20 protein-coding genes and 6 pseudogenes are annotated in these 25,375 nt (G+C 58.6%); 17 read left to right on the top strand and 9 right to left on the bottom strand.

Going from position 1 to position 25,375, the window contains the following annotated elements:
• Positions 1-74 precede the first annotated feature (74 nt).
• Positions 75-341 (top strand): annotated as a pseudogene (locus WGT02_RS36130) (aldehyde dehydrogenase family protein); the annotation flags it as partial.
• Positions 342-661: 320 nt separating this feature from the next.
• Here the strand turns inward: WGT02_RS36130 and WGT02_RS36125 are convergent.
• Positions 662-1,234: pseudogene (locus WGT02_RS36125) on the bottom strand (LysR substrate-binding domain-containing protein); the annotation flags it as partial.
• A gap of 228 nt (positions 1,235-1,462) precedes the next feature.
• On the opposite strand from WGT02_RS36125, the gene istA reads away from it, so the two are divergent.
• Positions 1,463-2,935: an IS21 family transposase gene (gene istA, locus WGT02_RS36120; protein ID WP_208245170.1), complete on the top strand. Its 1,473-nt coding sequence runs from the start codon at positions 1,463-1,465 to the stop codon at positions 2,933-2,935.
• Complete coding sequence (istB, locus tag WGT02_RS36115) at positions 2,932-3,828, top strand: IS21-like element helper ATPase IstB (RefSeq protein WP_208245168.1); 897 nt, start codon at positions 2,932-2,934, stop codon at positions 3,826-3,828. The genes istA and istB overlap by 4 nt, the downstream gene beginning before the upstream one ends.
• Before the next feature lie 37 nt (positions 3,829-3,865).
• On the opposite strand, the pseudogene WGT02_RS36110 reads toward istB, so the two are convergent.
• Positions 3,866-4,213: pseudogene (locus WGT02_RS36110) on the bottom strand (LysR family transcriptional regulator); the annotation flags it as partial.
• A 109-nt stretch (positions 4,214-4,322) separates the two neighbouring features.
• Between WGT02_RS36110 and WGT02_RS36105 the strand changes: the two are divergent.
• The 5 genes from WGT02_RS36105 to WGT02_RS36085 all read left to right on the top strand — a co-directional run bounded on the left by WGT02_RS36105 (position 4,323) and on the right by WGT02_RS36085 (position 8,827).
• Positions 4,323-5,405, top strand: coding sequence for a 4-oxalomesaconate tautomerase (locus WGT02_RS36105; RefSeq protein WP_208245268.1), 1,083 nt, complete (start codon positions 4,323-4,325; stop codon positions 5,403-5,405).
• Positions 5,406-5,452: 47 nt separating this feature from the next.
• On the top strand, positions 5,453-6,454 hold the full coding sequence (locus tag WGT02_RS36100) for an ABC transporter substrate-binding protein (protein WP_024316391.1): 1,002 nt from the start codon (positions 5,453-5,455) through the stop codon (positions 6,452-6,454).
• A 15-nt stretch (positions 6,455-6,469) separates the two neighbouring features.
• Positions 6,470-7,300 (top strand): ABC transporter ATP-binding protein, encoded by an 831-nt coding sequence (locus WGT02_RS36095; RefSeq protein WP_208245270.1) that lies wholly within the window; start codon positions 6,470-6,472, stop codon positions 7,298-7,300.
• A complete protein-coding gene (locus tag WGT02_RS36090; protein ID WP_208245272.1) occupies positions 7,284-8,060 on the top strand; it encodes an ABC transporter permease in 777 nt (258 codons plus the stop codon). The genes WGT02_RS36095 and WGT02_RS36090 overlap by 17 nt, the downstream gene beginning before the upstream one ends.
• A gap of 395 nt (positions 8,061-8,455) precedes the next feature.
• Positions 8,456-8,827 (top strand): DUF6328 family protein, encoded by a 372-nt coding sequence (locus tag WGT02_RS36085; RefSeq protein ID WP_375680023.1) that lies wholly within the window; start codon positions 8,456-8,458, stop codon positions 8,825-8,827.
• 131 nt (positions 8,828-8,958) lie between these two features.
• Here WGT02_RS36085 and WGT02_RS36080 read toward each other — a convergent pair whose 3' ends face one another.
• Positions 8,959-9,219 carry a hypothetical protein gene (locus WGT02_RS36080; RefSeq protein WP_208245276.1) on the bottom strand — a complete coding sequence of 87 codons (261 nt, stop codon included), beginning with the start codon at positions 9,217-9,219 and terminating at the stop codon, positions 8,959-8,961.
• Between the two features lie 179 nt (positions 9,220-9,398).
• On the opposite strand from WGT02_RS36080, the gene WGT02_RS36075 reads away from it, so the two are divergent.
• Positions 9,399-11,045, top strand: a complete 1,647-nt coding sequence (locus WGT02_RS36075; protein WP_024316395.1) for a bifunctional diguanylate cyclase/phosphodiesterase — start codon at positions 9,399-9,401, stop codon at positions 11,043-11,045.
• 608 nt (positions 11,046-11,653) lie between these two features.
• Here the strand turns inward: WGT02_RS36075 and WGT02_RS36070 are convergent.
• From WGT02_RS36070 to WGT02_RS36060, 3 genes and pseudogenes are all read right to left on the bottom strand, one after another.
• Positions 11,654-11,893, bottom strand: a pseudogene (locus WGT02_RS36070) (SDR family NAD(P)-dependent oxidoreductase); the annotation flags it as partial.
• Positions 11,802-12,026 carry an SDR family NAD(P)-dependent oxidoreductase gene (locus WGT02_RS36065; protein WP_208245278.1) on the bottom strand — a complete coding sequence of 75 codons (225 nt, stop codon included), beginning with the start codon at positions 12,024-12,026 and terminating at the stop codon, positions 11,802-11,804. The pseudogene WGT02_RS36070 and the gene WGT02_RS36065, both read right to left, overlap by 92 nt.
• A 3-nt stretch (positions 12,027-12,029) precedes the next feature.
• A complete protein-coding gene (locus WGT02_RS36060; protein WP_208245280.1) occupies positions 12,030-12,377 on the bottom strand; it encodes a hypothetical protein in 348 nt (115 codons plus the stop codon).
• Positions 12,378-13,760: 1,383 nt separating this feature from the next.
• Between WGT02_RS36060 and WGT02_RS36055 the strand changes: the two genes are divergently transcribed.
• Positions 13,761-14,726: a magnesium and cobalt transport protein CorA gene (locus tag WGT02_RS36055; RefSeq protein ID WP_208245642.1), complete on the top strand. Its 966-nt coding sequence runs from the start codon at positions 13,761-13,763 to the stop codon at positions 14,724-14,726.
• A 223-nt stretch (positions 14,727-14,949) separates the two neighbouring features.
• Here the strand turns inward: WGT02_RS36055 and WGT02_RS36050 are convergent, their stop codons facing one another.
• Both WGT02_RS36050 and WGT02_RS36045 read right to left on the bottom strand, forming a co-directional pair.
• Positions 14,950-15,315, bottom strand: coding sequence for a hypothetical protein (locus tag WGT02_RS36050; RefSeq protein WP_024316397.1), 366 nt, complete (start codon positions 15,313-15,315; stop codon positions 14,950-14,952).
• Positions 15,312-15,503 (bottom strand): annotated as a pseudogene (locus WGT02_RS36045) (hypothetical protein). The gene WGT02_RS36050 and the pseudogene WGT02_RS36045 overlap by 4 nt, the downstream one beginning before the upstream one ends.
• 754 nt (positions 15,504-16,257) lie before the next feature.
• Here WGT02_RS36045 and WGT02_RS36040 point away from each other — a divergent pair.
• The 7 genes and pseudogenes from WGT02_RS36040 (at position 16,258) to WGT02_RS36010 (ending at position 24,340) form a co-directional block, all read left to right on the top strand.
• On the top strand, positions 16,258-18,678 hold the full coding sequence (locus tag WGT02_RS36040) for an FdhF/YdeP family oxidoreductase (protein ID WP_024316400.1): 2,421 nt from the start codon (positions 16,258-16,260) through the stop codon (positions 18,676-18,678).
• Positions 18,678-19,274: a c-type cytochrome gene (locus tag WGT02_RS36035; protein WP_082321306.1), complete on the top strand. Its 597-nt coding sequence runs from the start codon at positions 18,678-18,680 to the stop codon at positions 19,272-19,274. Before WGT02_RS36040 ends, WGT02_RS36035 begins: the two co-directional genes overlap by 1 nt.
• Positions 19,271-20,254 (top strand): cytochrome c oxidase subunit II, encoded by a 984-nt coding sequence (gene coxB, locus WGT02_RS36030; protein ID WP_208245282.1) that lies wholly within the window; start codon positions 19,271-19,273, stop codon positions 20,252-20,254. Before WGT02_RS36035 ends, coxB begins: the two co-directional genes overlap by 4 nt.
• A gap of 38 nt (positions 20,255-20,292) precedes the next feature.
• Positions 20,293-22,161: pseudogene (gene ctaD / locus WGT02_RS36025) on the top strand (cytochrome c oxidase subunit I).
• Positions 22,158-22,760: a cytochrome c oxidase subunit 3 gene (locus WGT02_RS36020; protein ID WP_208245283.1), complete on the top strand. Its 603-nt coding sequence runs from the start codon at positions 22,158-22,160 to the stop codon at positions 22,758-22,760. Before ctaD ends, WGT02_RS36020 begins: the two are co-directional and overlap by 4 nt.
• A 292-nt stretch (positions 22,761-23,052) precedes the next feature.
• Complete coding sequence (locus WGT02_RS36015; RefSeq protein ID WP_208245284.1) at positions 23,053-23,931, top strand: cytochrome c oxidase assembly protein; 879 nt, start codon at positions 23,053-23,055, stop codon at positions 23,929-23,931.
• Positions 23,932-23,998: 67 nt separating this feature from the next.
• Entirely contained in the window at positions 23,999-24,340 is a 342-nt protein-coding gene (locus WGT02_RS36010; RefSeq protein WP_225040561.1) for a cytochrome c family protein, read from the top strand.
• Between the two features lie 2 nt (positions 24,341-24,342).
• Here the strand turns inward: WGT02_RS36010 and WGT02_RS36005 are convergent, their stop codons facing one another.
• Positions 24,343-25,263 (bottom strand): cytochrome c, encoded by a 921-nt coding sequence (locus WGT02_RS36005; protein WP_208245286.1) that lies wholly within the window; start codon positions 25,261-25,263, stop codon positions 24,343-24,345.
• Between the last annotated feature and the right edge of the window lie 112 nt (positions 25,264-25,375).

Below are 25,375 nucleotides of genomic sequence, written 5' to 3'. Positions count from 1 at the left end.
AGAAGGCAGAGATCGCCGACTATTCGAGGCCGATCTTCATCCATTTTTGCGAGAGCTTGTTGATCGTGACGTTGAGCCCTTTTTCAACCTATCAAGCAGCCATCACGGAAGCCAACCGTCTCCCCTTTGGCTTTGCAGCTTACGCGTACACAACGTCGGCAAAAGTGAGCGCCGCGCTCGGGCGCGATATACAAAGCGGTATGGTGTCGATCAATCATCATGGTCTCGCGCTGCCGGAACTGCCTTTCGGCGGAATAAAGGACTCTGGTTATGGGTCCGAAGGCGGGACTGAGGCGATGGACAACTTCTTCAACACCAAGCTGATTACAGAAGCTGTCTGACCGGAGATTGCGAGGACGCAATATGCGTCGCCGGCGACATTCCTTCAGTCGCGTTCCCGCGGCCGAGTTGACGATGCATTTCGGCATGCCGGTCGTACCCGAAGAAAACAAGGACGACCTGCGGATGGGAGAGCGGCAACCCACAAATTTGGGTTCTCGGGCGTCATGAGCGGACATGAATGCCTTGAGGGTGCGCCCATTCGCCAGCCTTGCGGCAAGGCATACCGCCCCGCCAGGCAATAGCCCCCGACGGCGACCGGTACGCCGAGCCGTGGGCTCCGGCATCGTCACCTTCTCGCCAACATCAACGCTTTTGCCGCTCAATTTCCTTCGGCCCACGTCCCAATCAACATGGTCATGAAGCGCTCGGCTGCGGGCGAAAGCGTCCCACCGCGACGGCGCACAATGCCGATCGTTCGCGAGATTTGAGGATTGCGAATAGGTCTCGTGACGAGAAACGGGTGCTCCTCTTGTGGTGTGGCGAGTTTCGGCAGAACCGAAATTCCAAGCCCGGCTTCCACGAGACCAAGTGATGTCGAAAGATGCGTGACTTCATACGACCAGCGCAGTTTCAGGTTCGATTTCGCCAATGCTGCATCCAAAAGCGTACGATTGCCGCTGGATCGGTGAACCGTGATCAGTTGATAGGGCGCCAGATCGTCCCATTCGAGTTCGCTCTTGGCCGCCAACGGATGATCCTTGCGTGCCGCAAGCACGAACGGATCTTCGATGAGCCGGTCGAAGACAAGGTCGGGATCTGAAAAGCCCATGATATTGATGCCGAACTCGACCTCCCCGCGGGCGACTGCTTGCAGACCGTCGGTGGCCGGCAAATCGAGAATGCGAAAACGAATATTGGGATATTCGGCGCTGAACTGCTTGATGACGGTCGGCTGCGCGGCGACAAACAAGGTGAGACTCAGCGTCAATCAGGATGAGACTCGGCGGCGGGGGTGTGACGAAGGGAGGGCGTAGCCCGACTGGAGTTACACCCCCGCCGCGGCGCAATTTTTCGGCGTCTCATGATCGCGGTTGGCCCGGTAGCGTCGGTGATTTTCTGAGAATGGAGAATCACCTTTGTGCCGGGTCGCCATGTAACCGATCATCAGACGAGGCTTTTTATGAAGTACCGACAAAACAACCCCATTGAGGTCGCTGCCGCCAAGGCGTCGATCAGCCGGGCGACGGCTTACCGCATCGAGAAGGATGCGCGTCTTCCATCGCAGACCAAGCCGCCGCGCGACCGGCGTCGCCCCGATCCCCTTGAGCACATCTTCGACGCCGAGGTTGTTCCGCTCCTCAAGGCCGCGCCCGGCATCCGAGCGGTCGCCGTTTACAACGAGATGCTGCGGCGTCATCCAGAGCTGTCAGAAGGTGTTCGCCGTACGATTGAGCGTCGTATCCGATCATGGCGGGCTGTTCACGGTCAGGAGCAGGAAGTGATCTTCCGTCAGATGCACGAACCCGGTCGGTTAGGACTGTCGGATTTTACCGACATGGGCAGCCTCGGCGTGACGATCGCCGGCCAATCGCTCGATCATCTGCTTTATCACTTCCGGCTGGTCTGGTCGGGCTTCGAGCATGCCCATGTCATCCTGGGTGGAGAGAGCTTCGTCGCTCTGGCCGAGGGGCTGCAGAACGCCCTGTGGTCGGTTGGCGGTTCGCCGCTCTATCATCGCAGCGACAGCTTATCGGCCGCCTTCCGCAACCTCGATGCCGACGCCAAGGTCGATCTGACGCATCGCTACGACGAACTGTGCGCCCATTATCGCATGACGCCGACGCGCAACAACAAGGGCGTCGCGCACGAGAACGGCTCGATCGAAAGTTCCCACGGCCATCTCAAGAATGCGATCCGCGATGCTCTGCTGATGCGCGGAACCAGGGACTTTGGCGACCTCGGATCCTATCGCGCCTTCATCGATGAGATCGTCAGCCGCCGCAATGCCGCACATGGCAAGCGCATCGATGCCGAGCGCACGCATCTGCAAGCTCTTCCCGATCGTCGCACCACCGACTTCGAAGAGGTCATCGTCACCGTATCGAGCACCGGCGGCTTCGCCTTGCGCAAGGTCTTCTACACCGTGCCTTCCCGTCTGATTGGCCACCGGCTGCGGGTGCGTCTGTTCGACGATCGCCTCGACGTCTTCATCGGCGGCACGCATCTGCTGACATTACCCCGAGGCCGCGCCCATGCGAGTGGCAAGCACGATCAAGTCGTCAACTATCATCACGTCATTCATTCCCTGCGCAAAAAGCCGATGGCGCTTTTGGGGCTCGTCTATCGCGACAAGCTCTTCCCCAGGCCGGAATATCGCAGGACTTTCGACGCGCTCATCGAGCAACTGCCCGAGCGGCAGGCTTGCAAGATCACCGTGGAACTGCTTGCCTTGGCTCACGATCGCAGTTGCGAGCGTGAACTGGCCGAGGAGCTTGCCAAAACGCTCGACGCCCACAAACTGCCTGATCTGGCGGCTTTGAGAGCGGTCTTCAGCCCGGACCCGGATCAGTTGCCGATCGTTCATGTGCAACTCGCGTCGCTCAATGGTTATGAAGCCCTGATCGGCACGGCCTATGCGGGAGAGGTCGCATGAAGAGCAACATCCACACAGTCGATGAAGCCCGCCTCGGCATCATGCTCAACGAACTGAGGCTGCCGACGATCAAGACGTTCTGGCACCAATTTGCCGAGCAGGCCGATCGGGAAGGATGGCCTGCTGCCCGTTTCCTCTCGGCCATCGCCGAGCATGAATTGGCCGAACGCGCCCATCGCAGGATCGAAAGACACCTCGCCGAGGCCCACCTGCCACCCGGAAAGACGCTCGACAGCTTCGCCTTCGACGCTGTTCCCATGGTCTCCAAGGCCCAGGTCATGGCGATTGCAGCCGGCGATAGCTGGCTCGCCAAAGGCGCCAATATCCTGATGTTCGGTCCGCCCGGCGGCGGAAAGAGCCATCTCGCCGCAGCCGTCGGCCTCGCGCTAATCGAGAACGGCTGGCGCGTGCTCTTCACCCGCACGACCGATCTCGTCCAGAAGCTTCAGGTCGCGCGGAGGGAGCTTCAGCTCGAAGCCGCCATCGCAAAGCTCGACAAGTTCGATCTTCTCATCCTCGACGACCTGGCCTACGTCACCAAGGACCAGGCCGAAACGAGCGTGCTCTTCGAACTCATCTCCGCAAGATATGAGCGGCGTTCCATCATGATCACCGCCAATCAGCCCTTCGGAGAATGGAACCGCGTCTTTCCAGACCCGGCCATGACGCTTGCCGCGGTGGACCGACTTGTCCATCACGCAACAATCTTCGAGATGAATGTCGAAAGCTACCGGCGGCGTTCGGCCATGGAAGCCAAACGCCAGCGCGGCAGACCCGCCTCATTCGCGACAATCAAAAGCTCTTCCCAGCTTGTCGCGGAGCGGCAATCAGAACACGATGAAACTCTTGCCAGCGACAATCAACATGATAACTTCGCTCCAACCGCGACATAAGAATCTCATCCAGATTGTCGCTCGCGTCTCATCCTGATCGTCGCGCTATAGTCGGCAAAAAATAGAAAGCAGCCGTCGGCAGGCATGCGATCGTCACAAGACCGCTGCGCTGGGACCCAACATCGCGCACTGCAAACAGCGACGTGTCGAACTCCTCAAGCATGCGCCGTACCAGGGGGATCAGCTCCGCGCCAAGGGCGGTTGTCGAGACATGACGCGTCGTGCGCTCGAGCAACGGTGCCCCGATTGCCAGCTCGAGCTTCTGAATTCGCCGGCTGAGTGCCGGCTGTGACAGATTAAGCGCTTCGGCAGAGCGGTGGAAGTTTTCCAGTTCGACGACTGATAGAAACGCGCGCAGATCCAGTATCTCGCAATTAATGCTCACAACGCATCATTCCATCTGATATTCGCATTTCACATATCAATCGTTTTGCCGCTTACTGCAACAAAGAAGCTGATTGATATTTAGATCACATCAGTATGCGGACACAACCATGAACGACCTGATTTCCATTCCCTGCGTTCTGATGCGAGGCGGCACCTCCAAAGGACCGTTCTTCCTCGCATCCGACCTTCCGTCGGATTCGCGTCAACGCGATCAGATCCTGCTTTCGGTTATGGGATCCGGTCACCCGTTACAGATCGATGGAATCGGCGGTGGCAATCCGGTCACCAGCAAGGTCGCCATCGTTGGTCCAGCAACCGTGTCCGATGCGGATGTGGATTATCTGTTCGCTCAGGTCCGCATCGATCAGCAATTCGTCGATACCTCGCCCAACTGCGGAAATATGCTGGCGGCCGTCGGGCCGTTCGCGATCGAGGCCGGCCTGATCAAGGCGACGACGGGGGTAACCCGCGTGCGCATTCACAACGTTAATACCGACAAATTGATCGAAGCCGAGGTTCCGACCCCTGATGGCCGGGTTGCCTACATGGGAGATGCGTCGATCGACGGCGTGCCCGGCAATGCTGCGCCAATCGCGCTGACCTTCATGGATGCTGCCGGAGCACGCACGGGCATGCTTTTTCCCACCGGCAACCCGCGAGACAGGATCGATGGCATCGATGTGACCTGCATCGATTGCGCGATGCCGATGATGTTGCTGGAAGCCACCGCCCTCGGCGTGACGGGGAACGAACCTGCGGCCGTGCTTAATGCCAACGGCGCATTGCTCGAACGTCTCGAAACTCTGAGGCTCGAAGCCGGCCGGCGCATGGGTATGGGTGACGTCAGCAGTCAGGTCACGCCAAAGCCGGTTCTAATCTCGACGCCTAACAAGAGTGGCGATCTCGGCGTGCGCTATTTCATGCCACGTCAATGCCACCCGTCTCTCGCAACGACCGGTGCGGTCGGCATTGCCACAGCCTGCATCAGCGACGGAACCGTCGCCTCGCGGCTGATCGGCGACCGCAAGCCGCCGGTCGTTCTCGTTCTCGAACATCCAAGTGGTCGTTTGGAAGTGAAACTGGATACCCGCGACGGCAAGACAGTTGCCGGAATCCTGCGTACGGCCCGCCGCCTCTTCGAAGGCCGGGTCTTTGCAAAACCTATCGCGCAAATGGTTTGCGCGGCATAATCGAAAGTGGTTGCCGGGAGGGCGCCACGCATCAGGGAGGAATACGCATGCGTAAACTTTTGCTCGCCCTTGCAGCGACGGCCGCCTTCGCAGGTTCGGCTTTTGCGGAACCCGTCCGCATCAGCGTCGGGTCCTACAACCTCAACAACCTGCCCTTTCCGGTCGCAGCTGGCCTAGGTCTCTACGAGAAGGAAGGTCTTGAGGTGACCGTCGAAAACTTCGCATCGGGCGGTTCCAAGACGCTGCAGGCGCTCGTTGCCGGCTCCACGGATATCGCGGTCGGCTTCTACGACCACACCATCCAGATGCAGTCGCAGAACAAGGCTGTTGTCGCCTTCGTGCAGCTGGCCCGCAATTCCGGGCTCGTGCTTGCCGGTGGAAAGAACGCTACGTTTGATCCTGCCAAACCTGAAACGATCAAGGGCGCGAAAATCGGTATCACAGCACCGGGCTCGTCTTCAGACTTCTTCGTTCGCTATTATCTGCAGCGCCACAGCCTATCGGCTGATGACGTCTCGTTGATCGGAGTCGGCTCCGGTTCGGCTGCTGTTGCGGCGCTCGAGCAAGGAAAAGTTGATCTATTGGTCAACTACGATCCGGCGGCAACCTTTATCGAAGCCAAGGGTGTCGGCAAGATTTTGATTGACGCCCGCAGCGACGAGGGTGCCACGGAAATCTACGGCGGGATCTACCCGACCTCCGTCCTTTATGCGACGCAGGCCTATATCGATGAGAATCCGGAAACCATCCAGAAAGTCACAAACGCGACCGTTAAGGCGCTGGCCTGGATGAACACACACAGCGCTGAAGAGATTGTCGAAAAACTGCCGAAGGAATTCATCTCCGGTGACCGGGACACCTATGTGAAGGCTGTCGAGAATGCCAAACCGATCTTCTCGGTCGATGGCAAATTCAGCGAGACCGACACTCAGACACCCCTCGCCGTTTTGAAGAGTTTCAACCAAAAGGTTGCTGCCGCGACCATCGATCTTTCCAAAACCTACACGAGCGCATTCGTGGACAAAGTCACCGACAAGACCATCAACTAACCCCAGGAGGAGGCCATGGCATTGGCTGTCGTAAAACCCATGTCCGTTCCGACGGGCGAGCTAAACAAAAGGCCAATGGTATCGATTGACACAGTCACGATGTCATTCGGCTCCTATGTCGCGGTGCAGGACGTGAACCTGACAGTTGCCGATGGCGAGTTTCTCGCCATCGTGGGACCGACAGGCTGTGGCAAAAGTACCGTTCTCAACGCCATTGCCGGTCTTCTGAAGCCTGCCAGCGGCAGAGTGGCGATCGACGGCGCTCCGATTAAGGGCGTCCAGAACGATATCGGCTATCTCTTTCAGCAGGACGCACTGCTGCCCTGGAAGACATCGATCGAGAATGTCGAGCTGGGACTGCTGTTCAAAGGTGTGCCGAGTGCAGAGCGGCGCGAGCGTTCTATGAACTGGCTTGCGAAAGTCGGACTCAAAGGGTTCGAGCATCGCTATCCGCATCAGCTTTCGGGCGGCCAGCGCAAGCGCGTTCAGATGGCGCAGGCCCTGATCTCCGGCCCCAAAGTCATCCTGATGGACGAGCCCTTTTCGGCCCTCGATATTCACACACGGCACCTCATGCAAAACGAACTCCTGCGTCTGTGGCAGGAAGAGCGCAGGGCCGTCGTAATGATCACGCATGACCTTGAGGAAGCAATAGCCCTCGGCGACCGGGTCGCGATTCTGGCAGCCGGCCCTCGTTCACGGGTCATCGAAAGCTTCGCGGTGGAACTCGAGCGCCCCCGCGACGTCGCGGAAATCAAGCTCGATCCACGCTTTATGGATTTGTATCGAAATATCTGGGCTTCCCTGCGCGGCGAAGTGGAGAAAAGCTATGAACGTCGTGACTGAACGCATCATCCAGCTCGGGATGCTGGTTTTTATCCTCGGCGGCTGGCAGCTCGGCGTGACCGCCGGCTTCATCGATGTCTTCTTCTTTCCAGCCCCGCTCGACATCTTCAACCAGATGGTCAGCTGGATTGTTGACCTCAGCTTCTATCGACATGTGTCAATCACACTGACGGAGACTGTGCTCGGCTACATCATCGGCACGGGCCTGGGCGTCGCAGCCGGGGTATGGCTCGGTCTCAGCCGCAGCACGGCACGGATTTTAGACCCCTTCATCAAGGGCCTGAACGCCATTCCGCGCGTCGTACTCGCCCCAATTTTCGTGCTTTGGCTTGGTCTCGGCCTATGGTCGAAGGTAGCGCTCGCAGTAACGCTTGTCTTCTTCATCACCTTCTTCAACGCGATGCAAGGCGTCCGCGAAGTCAACCCGGTCGTCCTCGCAAACGCAAGGATCCTCGGGGCCAAACGTTCCGATCTGTTGCGGCATGTCTATTTTCCGGCGGCGGCCAGCTGGATTTTGTCTTCCCTTCGCACGTCAGTTGGCTTCGCGGTGGTAGGCGCCATCATTGGTGAATATCTCGGCTCCTCTGCGGGGCTCGGTTATCTGATCGCGCAGGCGGAAGGCAACTTCGACGCGGTCGGAGTGTTTGCCGGCATCATCATCCTGGCCTTGTTCGTGCTCATCATCGACCGCATTCTCGATGTTTTGGAAGGCCGGCTCATTAAGTGGAGACCGAACGCAGCAGAAGAAAGAGCGGCGTAACCAACCGGATCAGTTTCCATGTGATTGGAGCTGGGGTGCCGCCATCGGCATCCCGTTCTTTTTCGGCCTTGAATTCGAACGCGTAACCAACACCCGATTGTTGTGAATCGAAGTGCTAAAATCTTAGGCGCTTCTAAGCGACCATTGTTTTTCGTGCCCAATTGGATTGGTCAGCACCCCAGACCCTAACTCTGATTTAGATCCTCACTCGTGGAACTTCCGAGTGGAGTAGCGGTTCTATGGCATAGACGGGGCGGGATGCCTTATGAAACTTGCCATTTCATGTCGGGTGACGCGGCATAGACGCAGTTCCAGCCATTCGCGTTTGCGCAAAAGAAAAGGTCGAGCAGGTGTCTCTGGCCGATAAGAGAAAGACGGCTCTGGATGAATTGCGCATGCCGATGTTGGGCGCGCAGATCTTGCTCGGCTTTCAGTTCCATGCGCCATTTCAAAATGCTTTTTCCAATCTCAGTTTCCTCCAAAAAGGGATCGAAGTGATCCTGCTTTGCATCATGGTCGGGGTCATCGCAGTTCTGATTACGCCGAGCGCGCGCCATCGGATTGTGGAGCGAGGAGAAGCGACGAGATTTCAATGGGTTTGTCACGCGGATTTCTTGCTTGACGCTTGCCCCATTTGCCCTCGCACTCGGCTTGGGTCTCGGCGTTGCCACGAGCCGCAGTCTCGGAATATTGGCGGGGATCGTAGCCGGTATCTTAGGGGGCCTGGTGGCGCTTGGGTTGTGGTACGGTCCAATCCTGCTTCGTGACGGCGATGGAGATACGAGCATGTCTACTTTTGACGAAAAGACGCCGACCGCTGCCAAGATCGACTATGTGTTAACAGAAGCCCGCGTCGTACTGCCAGCGCCCAGGCATGAGGGTCGGGCGGAGCAAGAATTCAAACCATCGACATGCGGCTGTCGGCAACATCTTCCGAGGGAAGCCCTGTGCGCCCGAATATGAACCGAGATATCGCTGGCGAGAAACGTGGCCGGCTGAAGGCCATCAGGATTTCGCCGCGTGGAACGGCGATTTGCAGTTCGGACGGATATTGCTCGATCTCACCAGCCCAAGAAGTGGCCAGTGGATTTGGGCAATCCCTAATCCCGCTGTCGGGGATCATCATCACCAGCAACTTCATCCCATCAAGGGCCGTCACCACACGATCTTCTGGCGGCCGGTGTTAGTTGCTCCGCTGCCGACCGCGCCTTTGAACGCCGATTCCGGAACTTTCTTTTTATTTGACGCTCCCTAGTTGTCCTCTCGGTGACCACGCGACACTTGATTGAAAAACTTAGTGTCAGCATGTTAGCGTTGTCTCAACAGGCTGAGGCGGGAATGAAAGATTCTAATGTGGCGTCTATGCATCGTCAAACCGATGAATTTGTTTCCTATTATGGGAATAGCCTAAAGCTGGTAAAATGCTCTGCAAAGGTTGCCCAGGCCTACAGAATCGTGGCCGCGACAGATGCAACTCTTTGGCAGGTCTATCCAGAGCTGCTGATTTCCGACCGCAGGCCGTTTGTCGAGGCGGTGCTTGCCGGCGGCATCCCGTGCAATATTGCGATTGAACCTGGCGCGTCCGATGAGGGGCGCAATCTTCTCCTTTTCAGCACGGAACGGGGACTCGGGGTCATCGAGACGCGAAACGAGGCGGCTCGTTCGAAAGCCCCGAATGGATACGCAGATCGAGCCTTGCTTCTTCACCAGGCTCGGCATGACGCATTGACAGGACTGGCCAATCGTCGGCAGTTCAGCAGCGATCTTCAGGCGAATCTCCCTGTGCTTGCTGGGCACAAGCTTGCGTTGATGCAGATGGATCTCGATGGCTTCAAGCCGGTCAACGACACCCTTGGTCACGGCGCTGGCGATATCGTGCTCAAGATGACGGCGGAACGGATCCAAGCCGTGCTTCGCGATGGGGAGACCGCCTACAGGCTCGCAGGCGATGAATTTGCCGTCATTCAATGCCATGACGATCAGCCCGGTGAAGCAGAGCGGCTGGCGGAATCACTGGTCCATGCGTTCAAGGGACCGTTCACCATCGACGGCATCGATGTCTTTGTCGGCGCAAGCATTGGAATCGCCGTCGCGCCAAATGACGGAAACGACGGCGAGCAATTGATGAAGGCGGCTGACATCGCGCTCTACGCTGCGAAGAACGATGGACGCGGTCGCGCGAGAGCATTCAACCGCTCGATGCTGATCATGCTAGAGCAGCGCGAGATGCTGAGGCGCAGCTTACGTGTCGCGCTCCAGGAAGGGCAATTCTTCATTGAATACCAGCCGCTCGTAGAGCTGCCGGAGCGGATCGTCGGCTTCGAAGCTTTGCTGCGGTGGCGCCATCCCTATGCTGGAGTCATTCCACCGAACCTTTTCATTCCCATGGCCGAAGCTGACGGCCTGATGGGAGAAATCGGAGAGTGGGTGCTGGAAAACGCCTGCCGCCAGGCGACAACCTGGCCCTCGCACTTCATTGTTGCGGTCAATCTTTCCCCGGCCCAGTTCCTACTCGGTGGTTTCACCGATCGCGTAGCGGCAATCCTTGACGAGGTCGGACTCGCGGCCGATCGGTTGGAACTCGAGATAACGGAAACCGTCTTGCTCGAGCGCACGACCAACAATCTTGACACGCTCAACACACTCGAGATCCTAGGCATCCGGATCGCGCTCGACGACTTCGGTACCCGATATTCGTCCCTTAGCTACTTACAGAACTTTCCTTTCGATACGATCAAGATCGACAAGCACTTCATCAACGATGTCGAGACGAACCCGAAGAGCCAGACGATCGTGCGCTTCATCATCGGCCTTGCTCACGGATTGGGGATGCGGGTCACTGCGGAAGGCGTCGAGACTGTCGGCCAAGCGACCTGGCTTGGCAGAAGGAAATGCGACCGGCTACAGGGAAACCTCTTGGGCGCCCCGATGCCTGCCGACGCCATCGGGGATTTCTTGGATCATTCGTCGTTCGCGATGCTTTAGACCTGCCAAGCTCGCACGATCGTGAGTCCATCGAGGGTTGATCCGACGGCGATCGGAATGATATGGCCAAGGAGAACTGGTCTCACTTGTTCAAGACGAGCCGCTCTCCTCATCGCTGGCACCGTTTTATCAGAACGAGGCACCACGAATTTTGTTCGCAGCGTCGCCCCAGCTTGCGTCACCGTGGGCTCATCCAATTCAGCATCGGCGACATCCGATTGACGTGCGGTGGTACCGAAACATCAACCGCGATCCTCGGTTTCGCCCTTGTCCGACGTAGTGAGCTTTCGTTGAGCAGTTGCGAGATCGCGGTCACCAATTGCGCGATGTCAAATGGCTTTTGAAGCATGATGCTGTTTGGAACACCTTTCGATGGCCAGTCGGCGGCGCTGTCGTCAGTCGTGCATACGGCAGGCATTCCTGGCTCGATTTCCCGCGCAACGCGGGCCACCTCCCAGCCGTCAGGCGCGTCTCTCAGCGGAATGTCGGTGACCAATCCGTGCGCGGGCGGAAACCAGCAGCACTGATGCCTCATCATCGGCGATCAATATTGTGACCGTCTCCATCGGGCATCGTCCCCCGGAAAACCAAGGCTGGGTCGGCGACGCGACCGTCCTATTCAGCGTCAGGTAGGTTCCACGCAAATTGACGCGGATGGTGGCGTCCCATTCGTCCGGTGTGAGATCGTCGATTGGCGCCCAGACGCCGTTGATGCCGGCATTGGCGACCACAGCGTCGAGCCGACCGAAATCGCTCCTAATGGCCGTTATGGCGCGGTCCATATCTACTTCGGAGAAGAAGTCTCCGTACACAGGTACTACCTTGCCCACCCTGTTGTCGGAGTGTTCGAGCCAGGTTTTCCAGTGGTTCGTCATTAAGATCGAAGAGCGCGAGATCGTAACCCGACGACGCAAGAATTGTCGCTGTGGCGAGACCTATCCCGGAGCTCGCACCGGTGACGAACGCGACTGGCCGTGCCATCCGTCAGTCCCGCGATCCGGTGGGGTTTATGACGGAGACGGGATCGCTTGCCTCGACGGTATCCCCGCGACCCTCCTCGGGCCCTTCGGCGGCAACTTCAAGAAAAGGCTGTTCGTCCTCGAGCGAGCCCTGCTCGTTCCCGTTGCCCTCCCCTTTCAGATCCTTGTCGTTCTCGGTTCCGAGGACAGCGAGCTGAACCATCAGCTCCTTTGCCCGCAGGACAGCGCCGTCGTGGTCGAGGCTACCGTCGGTCGCCATCCGAACGGACACGCGATCACCACCCTCCCCTTGAAATTCAACCGTGACGGTGCCGTCGTTCAGATTGCTCACGTGGGTGTCGATAAGCTGCATGGGAGTTCTCCTTTGTCGCGAGAGAATGCAGGAGAACGGCGGTTGTTCCGGATGCCTTCCAGCGGCGACGAAATCCAAGAGCCGATCAGGAACTATTTCGTTTCAGCCAGTTTATCTCGGCACGTCGCCGACGGCTGCTGTAGCCGTCGGCGAGCACATGAGGTACAGGCGGTCGTGTCGAAGAGAGGGAGGAGGCAACCAGTCGCTTCCAGCCTCGCATGTTAGCGTCGGACGAATATCCGTGTTGATTGACTTCGGATCGCCCCCGTGAAGTTCTGCACTATGAGCGGGAGCCCCAAGAGAGGCCCCCGCCTGCAGCGACTATTTCGAATTCTTGTGGCTCTGTTCGCCAGCCTTGACATGCTGCTCATGTGAACCGCCCTGCTTGCCTGTTGAGCTCGAGCTTTTAGCAGCAGCGCTTTTGCTAGCCCCAGACTTTGACCCGGTTTTTCCCGAGTGTGATCCGCTTGTAGATGGCATGTTGAACTCCTCGTTGATGAGATCGGAAATGATCTCCGGTGTCCCAACCTCGATCAGACGAAACGGTTCCCGTGACTCGCAGCAAAAGTTCGCCAATCCTGAGGAAAGCCTTTGATGGAAGCGTGCTCGTTTGAGAGAAGCTCTAACTTGCATCGAGTGATTGACGCTTTGTGAACCCCCAGACTCAGTGAAAGTTCCTCGCCTTCACTTGAGGATATCATGCACCTTTCTTCTCTTCATTGCGGCCTTCGATCTCGATGACCGCGGCCGCCCCTTCTTCACTGAAGTCGTAGAAGGCCGGCATCGTTTGACGGGGAACAACCCGGTCCCTAGCGAGTTCGACGAATCCGTGAAGAAGAGGAAGCTCCTGATGACCGAATCTGTCTCCCCGTCGCTCATATACATACTCGTGACGACAACCCATATCTGAACGCAGCCTTTAACAAAGTCTCATGGGGAGCGGTCTTTGCCGGCGTTGCGGTCGCTCTCGTGGTGCAACTCCTGCTCAATCTCCTGGGTGCGGGCATTGGTGCTGCCGTGATCTACCCCCAATCAAACGACAACCCAAGCGCGACAACCCTGTCGGTCAGCTCGGCGGCGTGGTTCGTAGTCAGCGGACTTATCGCGTCCTTCGTCGGCGGCTACATCGCAAGCCGCCTGTCGGGACGTCCCGTCCCTCCCACGGGAGCGCTTCATGGCGTGACATCCTGGGCCGTCACCACGCTGGTGGTCGTCTACCTCTTGACCACGTCGGTCGGTGCCCTTGTCGGGGGGGCCTTCTCCGGCCTGGGCGGCATCGTTTCGAATGCCGGATCGACGGTGGCGACGGCTGCACTTTCACAAACGCAGCCCGGTACCAGCGCTATACATCATCATACCCGGCCCCGCCAACGAGTCCTTCCCATGACAGTCGTCGCCTCCTACCTATACAAGGACGGTCGCCGCACCTCCTCCTTCGACATCGAAAGCGGATGGTCGCCGGAGGCTTCCGACGAGTTTGTCTGGGTCGGACTGCACGACCCGGACGAAGCCGAGCTGAAATCTCTCCAACGGATCTTCCATCTGCACCCGTTGGCAGTAGAGGACGCCCTATCCCACACACAAGTTCCCAAGGTCGACGTCTACGACGACCAGCTCTTCGTCGTGACGAAGACAGCCCATCTCGAAGATGACGTGATCGAGTATGGCGAAACCTCGATCTTCGTCGGCCGGCGCCATGTTGTCACGATCAGACATGGCTCCGACCGAGGACATAGCGCTCTCCGGCAGCAGCTCGAGGCGTCACCGCAGATTCTCAAGAACGGCCCCGACTACGTTCTCCACGGGGTTCTCGACTTCATCGTGGACGGGTATCTCCCGGTCGTGGAAAGTGTCGAGGATCGTGTGCTGGGAATGGAGCAGCAGATGCTCGATACGTTCCTGGCGCGGGAGCAGATCACGAGGCTGTTCCAGCTCCGCCGCCAGGTGATCCGGTTCCAGCGATTCGTTGGCCCGATGTCGGAAGTTTGCGGCAAGTTCGTCCACGTCGACCTCCCCTGCATCGACGTCGAAGCGAAGAACTACTTCCGAGACGTGCACGACCATGTTCGAAGGGTCGAAGGCGTGGTCGGCGGTTTGAAGGACGTCATCACCTCCGTGTTCGAAGCCAGCAATCTTCTCGAGCAACAGCGGGTCGGCGCGATCCAGCGCCAGCTCGCCGCATGGGTGGCAATCGCGGCAGTTCCAACAGCGATCGCGGGCATCTACGGGATGAACTTCGAGAACATGCCGGAGCTAAAGACACAGCACGGCTACTTCGTTGTACTGGCCGTCATCTTCTCGCTGTGCGGTATCCTGTTCTGGCGCTTCAAGAAGTCGGGCTGGCTCTGACGTCCGCGCCGTCGCCTTTGGAAAAAATCGCCACAGGCCCCGGATTTGGTTCAAAACACTTTTTCAGCTGGCTAATATGTCCCTCATCGCAACCGAACGGTGCGGCCCAACAGGGCGGAGCGGGACGAGCATCCTGTATTGGACGAAATCTCGAATGCCAGAGGAAGGGACGCTTGGTGCTCTCTGGAAGCACACTCGAGCGTCCCTTCCGCCAGTTCGATCCCTACCAAAGCTTGCGGGCGAGCTGTGGGGTGATCCTCGGAATCGCGGCGGCGCCCGCCGCGCCCAACCGCAATCGATGGAAGGCCTTACCGAGGATAAACGTGGCAGCAGCCGTCGCCGCGATACGGAGCCAGGGTCGGGCGCGGTCCTTCGCGGCTGGGATACCGCCGGTCTCACCGCGAATGACGGAAAGCCGCTCCCGAAGATCGGCGACTTCCTTTCGGAGCCAGGCAATTTCCTTCTGGCCGGCGTCCATGTCGTCGTCCTCGGCGGCGTCCACAGTCTCCTCGACACCCGGATCGTCGTATTCTGCGAGATAAGAATCGAGATTCTTCCCGTTGAAGCCTTTGGCGCGGAAGTTGGTCATCGACCCCTCCTCAATGCTTCTTGATCGTCGCCGCGATCACCCTCGCCCGGCTTCGCGTCGTTCTTCGCCTTCCACCGCTTGTCCGCGGATAGGGAGCGGCCGACGTCGACGCTCTCCTTGAAGCAGCCGTACGTCGCGGCGGACATAGGGCTTGCCCGCCCGGTGTCGATGAGTTCGCGTTTCTTCATGATCGTCTCCAATGTTAGTGACGTAGAAACGCAGGACAATTCAAAAGGATGCGTGCGATAGCGGACGAAGACGTGCACGCGGCCGGCTCAGCCGCGACAATCGTACCCGCAGCTACACTCTCCAAGGCGCCCGTTTGCGCGTGAAACGGGCGGAGACCTTCAACTGCGAAGGAAACCAGTTTGCGCTTCCCGCGATGGCCCCACCGCCACACGCCGTCGCAGCAATCTGGCTCGAGAGGCTGAAAAAGGGCTGCGCCGAGCGATCGCCGAAACCCAGAGCGACGAAGCAATTGAGCGCGTCGCACCAACTATTCAGGAGCCCCAACATCGCAAAAAATGACCGACCCTCGAAAACGCAGATCGAGCAGGACGCCAAAGGGCAGTCCGAAAGCAAGGCGGAACCAACGATGGCGTGAGCAGCGCCAAGCCTCGTGTTATCACCCATTCGGACGACGCCACCAGCAACAAGAAAAAGCCCGGTAAGGATAAAGGCGCTAAGGACTGGGACGTCAATTACGACGAGCGTGATACGAACGTGGGTGAGTCTCAGGGAAAGAGCCGAGGATAAGACCGGCCCGAACCGCAAACGATCCCAACGGCCATAATAATTGATCAACCGCAGATGATGAGGATTGCCTAAGGGCAACGAAATGCGCCGCATTCGGACACAAGCGGCGCAGCACGGAACACGTTGCGACATCGGAAGTTAGTGCCGCGGGGGTGGTTCGCCCTCTTCGCACCGCGTGAGGCATACATGACATCGAAAATACGCTTCCCTAAAATCAAACCTTATTCTGGGCCCGCCGGCGGATGGGGATCTGCCAAATCCATCGCCGAGATTGCCGTCAGAGAGCATGTCACATTGAAGGCGCCTGAGCTGCTGTCGAAGCAGAACAAGCCACAAGGCTACATGTGCGTGAGTTGCGCCTGGGCGAAACCCGCGAAGCCGCATCCGCTCGAATTTTGTGAGAACGGCGCAAAGGCAACGGCGTGGGAGGTCACATCACGGCGTGCCGATCGGGCATTTTTCGACAAATACACACTTCGCGAGCTGGAGCTCTGGCCGGACCACGACCTTGAGGCACAGGGCCGGTTGATCCATCCCATGCGCTGGGACGCGGCCACGGATAAATATATTCCAGTGGCGTGGGCGGCGGCATTCGAAGAAATCGGCAGAGAATTGCGTGGGCTCGACCCCCATCAGGTCGACTTTTACACCTCGGGTCGAGCGTCGCTCGAAACTAGCTACATGTACCAATTGTTCGCACGCATGTACGGCAGCAACAACATGCCTGACAGTTCGAACATGTGCCACGAGAGCTCTTCGGCGGCACTACCTGAAAGTATCGGGGCATCGGTCGGAACTGCCGTTTTGTCGGACTTTCAGAATACCGATTGCATTTTCTACATTGCTCAGAACGTCGGTACCTCGTCGCCCCGCTTGCTCCACGATCTCCAGGACGCCGTCGATCGTGGGGTGAAGATAGTTACTTTCAATCTGCTACGGGAACGTGGCCTTGAACGCTTCGTCAATCCGCAATCGCCGACGCAGATGGTCACGGGTAAGGAAACAAAGATCTCCTCCGAATATTATCAGGTGAAGAATGGCGGCGATATCGCGGCTCTGTTTGGTGTTTGCAAGGCGCTCATCGAGGCGGACGATACCTTGAAAGCATCGGGGGGAAGCCGTGTCGCAGGCGAGGACGCAAAACCGAAAGATCCGGATAACGCAGCAATGGTCGCCTTTGCCGCGTCGATTGCAGCCGCCGACAAGCTGCATGTGCTCGATCACGACTTCATCAACGAGCACACCACGGGGTTTGAGAAATTTGCTCAAGCCGCACGTGGGCATCAGTGGGAGGAACTAGAGCGGGTCTCTGGCCTTGGCCGTGATCAGATGATGCAGGCTGCGGCCACCTACGCCAAATCCGATGCCGTAATGATGGTCTACGGCATGGGTCTGACCCAACAGCTCATGGGCGTCCAGAACGTTCACATGGTCTGCAATCTGGCACTGCTCCGGGGCAATATCGGCAAGCCCGGCGCCAATATCTGCGCTGTTCGTGGTCACTCGAACGTACAGGGACAACGGACCGTCGGAATCACCGAGAAACCGGGACTTGCGCCGCTGGATAAGCTCTCCGAACTGTACGGCTTCGAACCGCCGCGATGGACAGGTCGCTCAACGATCGAAACGTGCGAGGCGATAATGAGCGGCCAATCGCGAGGCTTCATCAGTCTCGGAGGCAACTTCTTGAGAGCCGTACCCGACACGGCCGCCATGGAAGAAGGATGGCGAAAGCTGGGGCTGAGCGTGCAGATCGCCACCAAGCTCAATCGTAGCCATGTTGTCCACGGCGAGATTGCCTATCTGCTGCCATGTCTCGGTCGGATCGAACTGGACGAGCAGGCGACCGGTCCGCAGGCAGTCTCGATCGAAAGCTCGATTGCCAATTTTCATGGGTCCCGCGGAATGACGAAACCAGCCAGCACTGAACTGCTCTCGGAGCCGGCGATCGTCGCCGGCATGGCGAAGGCCACTCTCGGCGAAACCAAGGTCCCGTGGGATACCTGGGTCGGCGATTATGCGGAGATCAGGGACGCCATCGAGCGAACCTATCCGGAAACGTTCAAGGACTTCAACAAACGGCTGTTCAAGCCGGGTGGATTTGCCAGGGCGCTTCCTGCTCGCGAGCGCAAATGGGTGACGAAGAGCGGCAAGGCGAATTTCCTAACGCCAGAAAGACTGTTTCCGGAATTTTCGACGTCGCAGAACGCCGACGTCCTGCACCTTGCCACGCTGCGGTCCAACGATCAGTTCAATACGACGATTTATGGCTACAGCGACCGTTTTCGCGGGGTGGAAGGCACTCGGAAAATCGTCTTTATGAATCCGGAGGATATCATCCGGTGGGGGTTCGCGGATGGCGAGAGCGTCGATGTGACCACCGCAATTGATGCGAACAACGTTCGCAAAGTGACGGCATTGAGGATCGTCCCATACGACATTCCAAAGGGCTGTTGTGGGGCGTATTATCCGGAGACAAATCCGCTCTTTCCCCTGGCGCATCATGACCCGAAGTCAAAAACACCCTCTTATAAACTTCTCCCCGTGCGTCTCAGTCGATCGATCGAGATTCCACATGAAGGAGAGCTGCGCCGGATGACCCCATGATGCCTCGCGCATTCAAGGATGCAAAGTGGCCCTTTCTGGCAACCTTTCTCCTGCTGGTCGCTGGGGGCGCTTTACTTGGCTGGATGCGACAGCCAAGGGAACTTCGTACCTTTGCACCGGTCGTCGCCGATCTTGACCGGTTTCGGCTGATGCCCAACGGTATCAGCGGCACACCCCCTGAGAGTTATTTCGCGCTCGGTAAGCCTTACGAAACCGATGCATATAGTCTCAGCCAGGGCAAACGCCTCTATGCCTGGTTCGGTTGCCAGTCGTGCCACGGCGACGGTCGCGGCAACTTAGGCCCTTCTTTCCTCGATGGGTGGTGGCTTTACGGACCGGAGATGGTGTCCATCGTCGCTTCCATCCGCGATGGCCGCCCACACGGCATGCCCGCTTTTCGTGATCGAATGACGATCGAACAGATCTGGCAGCTTGCCGGCTATGTTCAAACCATCGGCGCCTATTCTGCCAAAGTGGCGGCGACCGGGCGGAACGACGACCATCAGACGCGGCCGGCCGAGAACCGGGCGCCCGCCAAGATGCTTTTCAACGAAGGGCCAGTCGGCGCCCATCCGGACCAGGGGCCATCCCCTTGAAAACAGCCCGCATCCTTCTGCTGCTGGTTGTCACTGCCGCCTCGGGCTGCAGCGGCAACCAGTCGGCACTGGATCCTCAGGGCCATCCGGCGATTCATGTCGAGCATCTGATTATCGGCATGATCATTGTCTGCTCGGTCATCTGGCTGCTGGTGATGATCATGCTCGGTTGGGCGCTACTGCGAAACCGTCCCGACGAGAGTGAACGGTCCCGTGAACGAAAGTTGACGATAACGGTGTCTACTGCCGTGGGAGCAACCGTTGTCATCATCGCAGGACTAACAATCGCGAGCTTTTACACGACACGCAGCATCGCGTTGCCGGAAAACGCGGCGCTGACGATCACCGTCAGAGGGCAGCAATGGTGGTGGCAGGTCGTCTATGCCGATCCTGATCCTGCGCTCGGCTTCCAGACTGCCAACGAAATCCATATCCCGGTCGGTCAGGATGTTCGAATCCAGCTTGAAAGTGTCGATGTCGTTCATTCATTCTGGGTGCCAAGCCTTGCTGGCAAACAGGATCTCGTGCCGGGGCGAAGCAACAGTCTTGTCCTGCGTGCCGAGCGGCCAGGCGTCTATCGCGGTCAGTGCGCCGAGTTTTGCGGGCTTCAGCACACCCATATGGTGGTGATCGCGGAGCAACCCGCAAGCTATCAGCGCTGGGTCGCGGCCCAACGCGATGATGGAGCGATGCCGGGCGACCCGGACGCCGCCGCCGGAAAGACTGCCTTTCTGGCGAAGCCCTGCGCTGCCTGCCATACTGTACGGGGTACGCCAGCCATCGGTGCTACTGGACCCGACCTCACGCATGTCGGCAGCCGTCAGACGATCGCAGCCGGCTTGCTTGAGACGACCCGCGGATCGCTGGCGGCCTGGATTGCCGATCCGCAGACGCTCAAGCCCGGAAACAATATGCCGATGGTTCCCCTTACCAGCGTGGAGTTGCGAGATATCTCCGCCTATATGGAAAGCCTCAAATGACCCTTAGAGATGACGGCGAGGTGTTGCGCGATACGGCAATGGACGAGCTGGAACTCGACCGCCGTCTCGCCGCCACGTGGTCGACGCCGGCAGGTTTTTGGGGCGCGCTTTCGACCGTCGATCATAAAATCATCGGCCGTCGCTATATCGTGACAGCTTTTATATTCCTGGCGCTCGGAGGATCACTGGCGCTCGCGATGCGCCTGCAACTATCCCAGCCAGAAGCCCGGTTCATTGGCCCGGATCGTTACAATCAGATCTTCACCATGCACGGCACGAATATGATGTTTTTGTTTGCTGTGCCCGTCATGGAGGCTATGGCGGTCTATCTGGTGCCGTTGATGGTGGGTACCCGCAACATTGCATTCCCACGCCTGAATGCGTTTTCCTACTGGATGTATCTCGCCGGCGGGCTGCTGTTGTGGATCGCCTTTGCGGTCGATACCGGCCCCGACGTCGGCTGGTTTGCCTATGTGCCACTGTCGGGGCCGCAATATGCCGCGGGAAAGCGCGCCGACATCTGGGCGCAGATGATCACCTTCACCGAAGTCTCGGCGCTCGCGGTTGCGGTCGAAATTGTGGTGACCGTGTTCAAGCAACGTGCGCCGGGCATGTCGCTCGACCGGATCCCTTTGTTTGTCTGGTCGATGCTGGTCACATCGTTTCTCATCATCATGGCCATGCCGGCAATCATGGTCGCCAGCACGGCGCTGATCCTCGACCGACTGGTAGGCACGCACTTCTTCAATCCGGCCGAAGGCGGCGACGTGCTGCCATAGCAGCACGTCGCCGCCTTCGGCCATCCGGAGGTTTACATCATCTTCCTGCCGGCCGTCGGCATGGTCTCGACGATTGTCGCGACGTTCACGCGACGCCCCGTTTTCGGTTACCTCGCCATGGTGATGGCCTTGATCGCGACAGGGGTCCTGGCCTTCGGGCTATGGGTCCATCATATGTTCGTCGCGGGTTTGCCCCGGCTCGGGGAGAGCTTCTTCACGGCCTCGAGTATGGCGATCGCCATTCCTGCCGGCTTGCAGATATTTTGTTGGCTGGCCACGATGTGGACTGAAAGACCGCTCTTCAAAACCCCGTTCCTATTTGTTATCGGCTTTATGGTGATTTTCGTCATTGGCGGGATGACAGGCGTGATGGTCGCGTCCGTGCCCTTTGACACACAGGTTCACGACACCTATTTCGTCGTTGCCCACTTCCACTACGTCCTGGTTGGCGGTGCTGTCTTTCCTTTGCTCGGCGCCATCTATTACTGGTTCCCGAAGCTGACTGGCCGGATGATGAGCGAGACGCTGGGCCGCTGGGTATTCGGTCTGATCTTCACCGGTTTCAACCTGACCTTCTTTCCTATGCACATCCTTGGGCTGCAGGGCATGCCGCGCCGCATCTATACCTATCAGCCGGAAATGCCGTGGTCCGCCCTTAACATGTTCGTCAGCCTGAGCGCCGTCATTCTTGTGGCCGGATTTCTGGTATTTTTCATCGACGCCGTTCGCAGCGCCGCGTCAGGTTCCGCCGCGCCAGCCAATCCCTGGGGCGCGTCGACGCTCGAATGGGCGACGTCTTCGCCACCCCCTTCTTATAATTTCGCACGATTGCCGGTAGTCGGCAGCTTCGAACCGCTGTCCGCCGATCCCGACACGCTTTCCGTTGTCACAGGCCTGTCCGTTAACCGACGCGAACTAATCGTCAGCAGCGTTGTCGAAGCGCTTCCGGAGGCCCGTGAGTCATCACCTGGGAATTCGATCTGGCCGTTGTGGTCGGCGCTTGCCACCACGGTGATGCTAATCTGGTCGATCTTTTCGCCCTGGGCGGTTGTCTGGGGCTCGATACCAGTTGCGATCGCTCTCATCTGTTGGTTCTGGCCGAAAGGCGCGCCGGAGGATGATTCATGAAACAAGCCGTCGTGCTCGACCTGACGAGGCTTCCGCCGCATGGTCTCGGCGGGGCAAGTCTGACTTGGTGGGGGACGCTCGCCTTCATGCTGATCGAGGGAACAGGCTTCGCGCTTTCGATCGTCGTCTATCTCTATCTCATGAGCCTCGCATCGCAGTGGCGATTGCATGCGCCGACACCCGATCTGCTGGCCGGAACGGCGCTGACGGCACTCCTGATCACCAGCCTGCTGCCAAACCTCCTCATCGCGCACTGGGCGCGCGATCAGAAGTTGGTGAAGGTACGCATCGGTCTGATTATTATGTCGGTGCTGGGCGCCGCGCCGCTGGTCTTGCGTTTTTTTGAATTTCCAGCGATGCACGTAAAATGGGACCAGAATGCCTATGGCTCGATCGTCTGGGTGATGCTTGGGCTGCACACGACCCATATCATTACCGACCTGATCGAAACGCTGGTGCTGACCTGCCTGATGTTTTCCAGGCACGGTGACAATCCGCGGCGCTACGGCGATGTCAGTGACAACGCGATGTACTGGAACTTCGTGGTGGCAACCTGGTTGCCTATGTATGTCTGCCTGTATTGGGTGCCGCGTCTATGACGATAAGTTGGCTGCGATTTAACGGACTTGCTGTCCCGCCTCTGGCCTGGGTCGTCGGAACCCAGCTTGGGCAGATTACCCCCTATATCGATTGTAGCCGACATGTGGCTTTGACGCCCGCCGTTTGCGGAACCCTCTTGCTCGTTTCAATTGCGGGGACCGCTGCATCTCGTCTGTCTCCAAAGCTCGTAGGCAGGGCGGAGCGGTTTATTATCGATGCAGGATTTCTGATCGCGTCGGCATTTGTCTTTGCGCTGATACTGCAGGGAGCGGCGTCCATGCTGCTGGATCCATGTCAGCGCTGATCTGCATCTTGATCTCACTTATGATGGCTGCCCCGGCCCTGGCGCACGGTGACAATGCTCATACGGCGGCGTTGAGCTGGACATTCGATCCTTGGGTCGTGCTCCCCATTGCGACGGTTAGCCTACTCTATATTTTCGGCGTCGTCAGGCTTTCAGGTCGGGCGCGCCGGCTTGGGCAGATACAACGGCAAAGTCTATTCTTCTACGTCGGCGTGCTGACTTTGGCGGCTGCGCTGATCTCGCCGCTTCATTGGCTTGGAGAGCACCTTTTTACCTTTCATATGATCGAGCACGAGATTGTCATGGTCATTTCCGCGCCGTTGATCGTACTTGCGCGACCGGTCGGTCTGCTCCTGTGGGGATTGCCTAGACGACCGCGCCGGGGCTTAGGTGCTGCCATGCAAGCTCCCCTGGTCCGTCGGTCATGGGATTGGGGCACCGGTGCGACCAACGCCACCATCATTCATGGTATTGTCATCTGGAGCTGGCACCTGCCCTTCCTGTTTGATGCGGCGGTGACCAACACCACGATGCATCGCCTCCAGCACCTCAGCTTTTTTGCGACTGCGATCCTGTTCTGTTGGGCGGTTCTTTGGAAAAGCGATTACGGCGCGGCGGCCTGGCACCTATTCTTGACGATGATACACACTAGCATCCTCGGAGCCTTGATCGCGCTCGCGCCGCGCGTGCTCTACGTCGCCCAGACGCAAACGGCGCCGGCCTGGGAGCTGACACCTCTGGGGGACCAGCAACTCGCCGGGATGATCATGTGGGTGCCGGCCGGGATCATCTACGCAGCCGCCGCAATGACGATGCTGGCCCTATGGATTCGCAACTCCAGCAAAAGAGACACGCAAAATGCCTGATGTCCCCGCTTCGGCATTGCATCGCACTGTCTGGGCAGCCGCCGCCGTCCTCGCGGGCCTGGCCACTATGATCGCAACAAACACCTTGCGCGACAACCACACAAAAGCTGCTACGGCTATGGCGCTGACGGGCGGCGATCTCACCCGCGCGCCAATGATCTTCCGCCGCTACGGCTGCACCGGATGTCACACGATTCCTGGCATAGCCGGTGCGGATGGCGAGGTCGGCCCCCCTCTGACGGGGTTTTCCAAGCGCGTCTATATCGCTGGCGTGCTGGAAAATCGCTCCGACAATCTTGTCTCGTGGATCGTTTCCCCTCAGGCCTTTTCCCCGCAGACGGCAATGCCCAACAGCGGTATTTCGGAGAGGGAAGCGCGGGATCTCGCCGCCTACATCTACAGCCGTTGAGTTCAGTGACGAGGCGTGGACAAAGGCGGGAGAGCCCTAATATAACGAGCGATAGCAACACGATCGCTGTCGGGTAGCATAGCCGTGTTGGTCACGACATCGGACATCGACGATCCGACACGCCCATGGTCGGGCGTGTCGCCAGATTTTAGCATCGTCACGAAGTCGCTTTCGCTCCACCGGCCTAACTCCTGCTGCGTGATGTTTGGCACAAATCCTGTACCCTGGGGATCGACGCCCCCGGCAAACCGGGTATCGGATCGGATTGCTCCGAAGACGTTTCGGCTGGAATGGCACTCGGCGCAGTGGGAAATGCTCTCGACGAGATAAGCGCCCCGATCATGGACCGCCTCGCCGTCCAGCCGGGCAGCCGACTGGCCTTGGCGAAAAAATAGCAGTTTCCAAAACCCGACGACTCGGCGAATGTGAAACAGAAAAAACGGATCGTGCGGCGGCGCGCGCCCCGAAACCTCAGGAAGTGTCTTCAGGTAGAAATAGAGATCCTTAATGTCCATGGTCGTCATACCCGTGAAGCTCGTAAAGGGAAAAGCAGGATAATAGTGCTCTCGCTGGGGCGATACGCCGCCGATGAGCGCATTAGCGAAGTCCACGACGGTCCATGCGCCGATACCATCCACCGGATCGGGGGAAATGTTGGGCGGCCGAAAGGTCCCGAACGGTGAGGCGAGCGCCATGCCGCCTCCGAGCCTAAGGCGATCGGACTGGCCTGGTGTTGCGTGACAGGAAGCGCAATCGCCGGCAGCAAATATGAGGCGCCCGTACGCGATGTCGCCCGCACCGTCGAACCGCCGGTCTCCTGCTGCAAACGGCGCGCGGGCTGCAGTTACATACCAGCCAGCCGCTGCCGCGATGCCTGCGCACAGAATCATTAGGAGAGCAAATTTCCACGCATTGCACAGCATGACATTCCCGGCGCCCACGGCGCTACTGCTCAGAACCCTCAGTGTTTTCGACCTGCGAAAGTTCCCAGACGGGTTTGGTCCCCCGGAACATGCTGACTGGACCTGCGTTTTA

Origin of the sequence: Rhizobium sp. T1470 (assembly GCF_042140505.1) — a bacterium.
Taxonomy (GTDB): domain Bacteria; phylum Pseudomonadota; class Alphaproteobacteria; order Rhizobiales; family Rhizobiaceae; genus Rhizobium; species Rhizobium favelukesii.
Note: the sequence above shows the minus strand (reverse complement) of the source record. Positions and strands in the feature narration are given on the sequence as shown.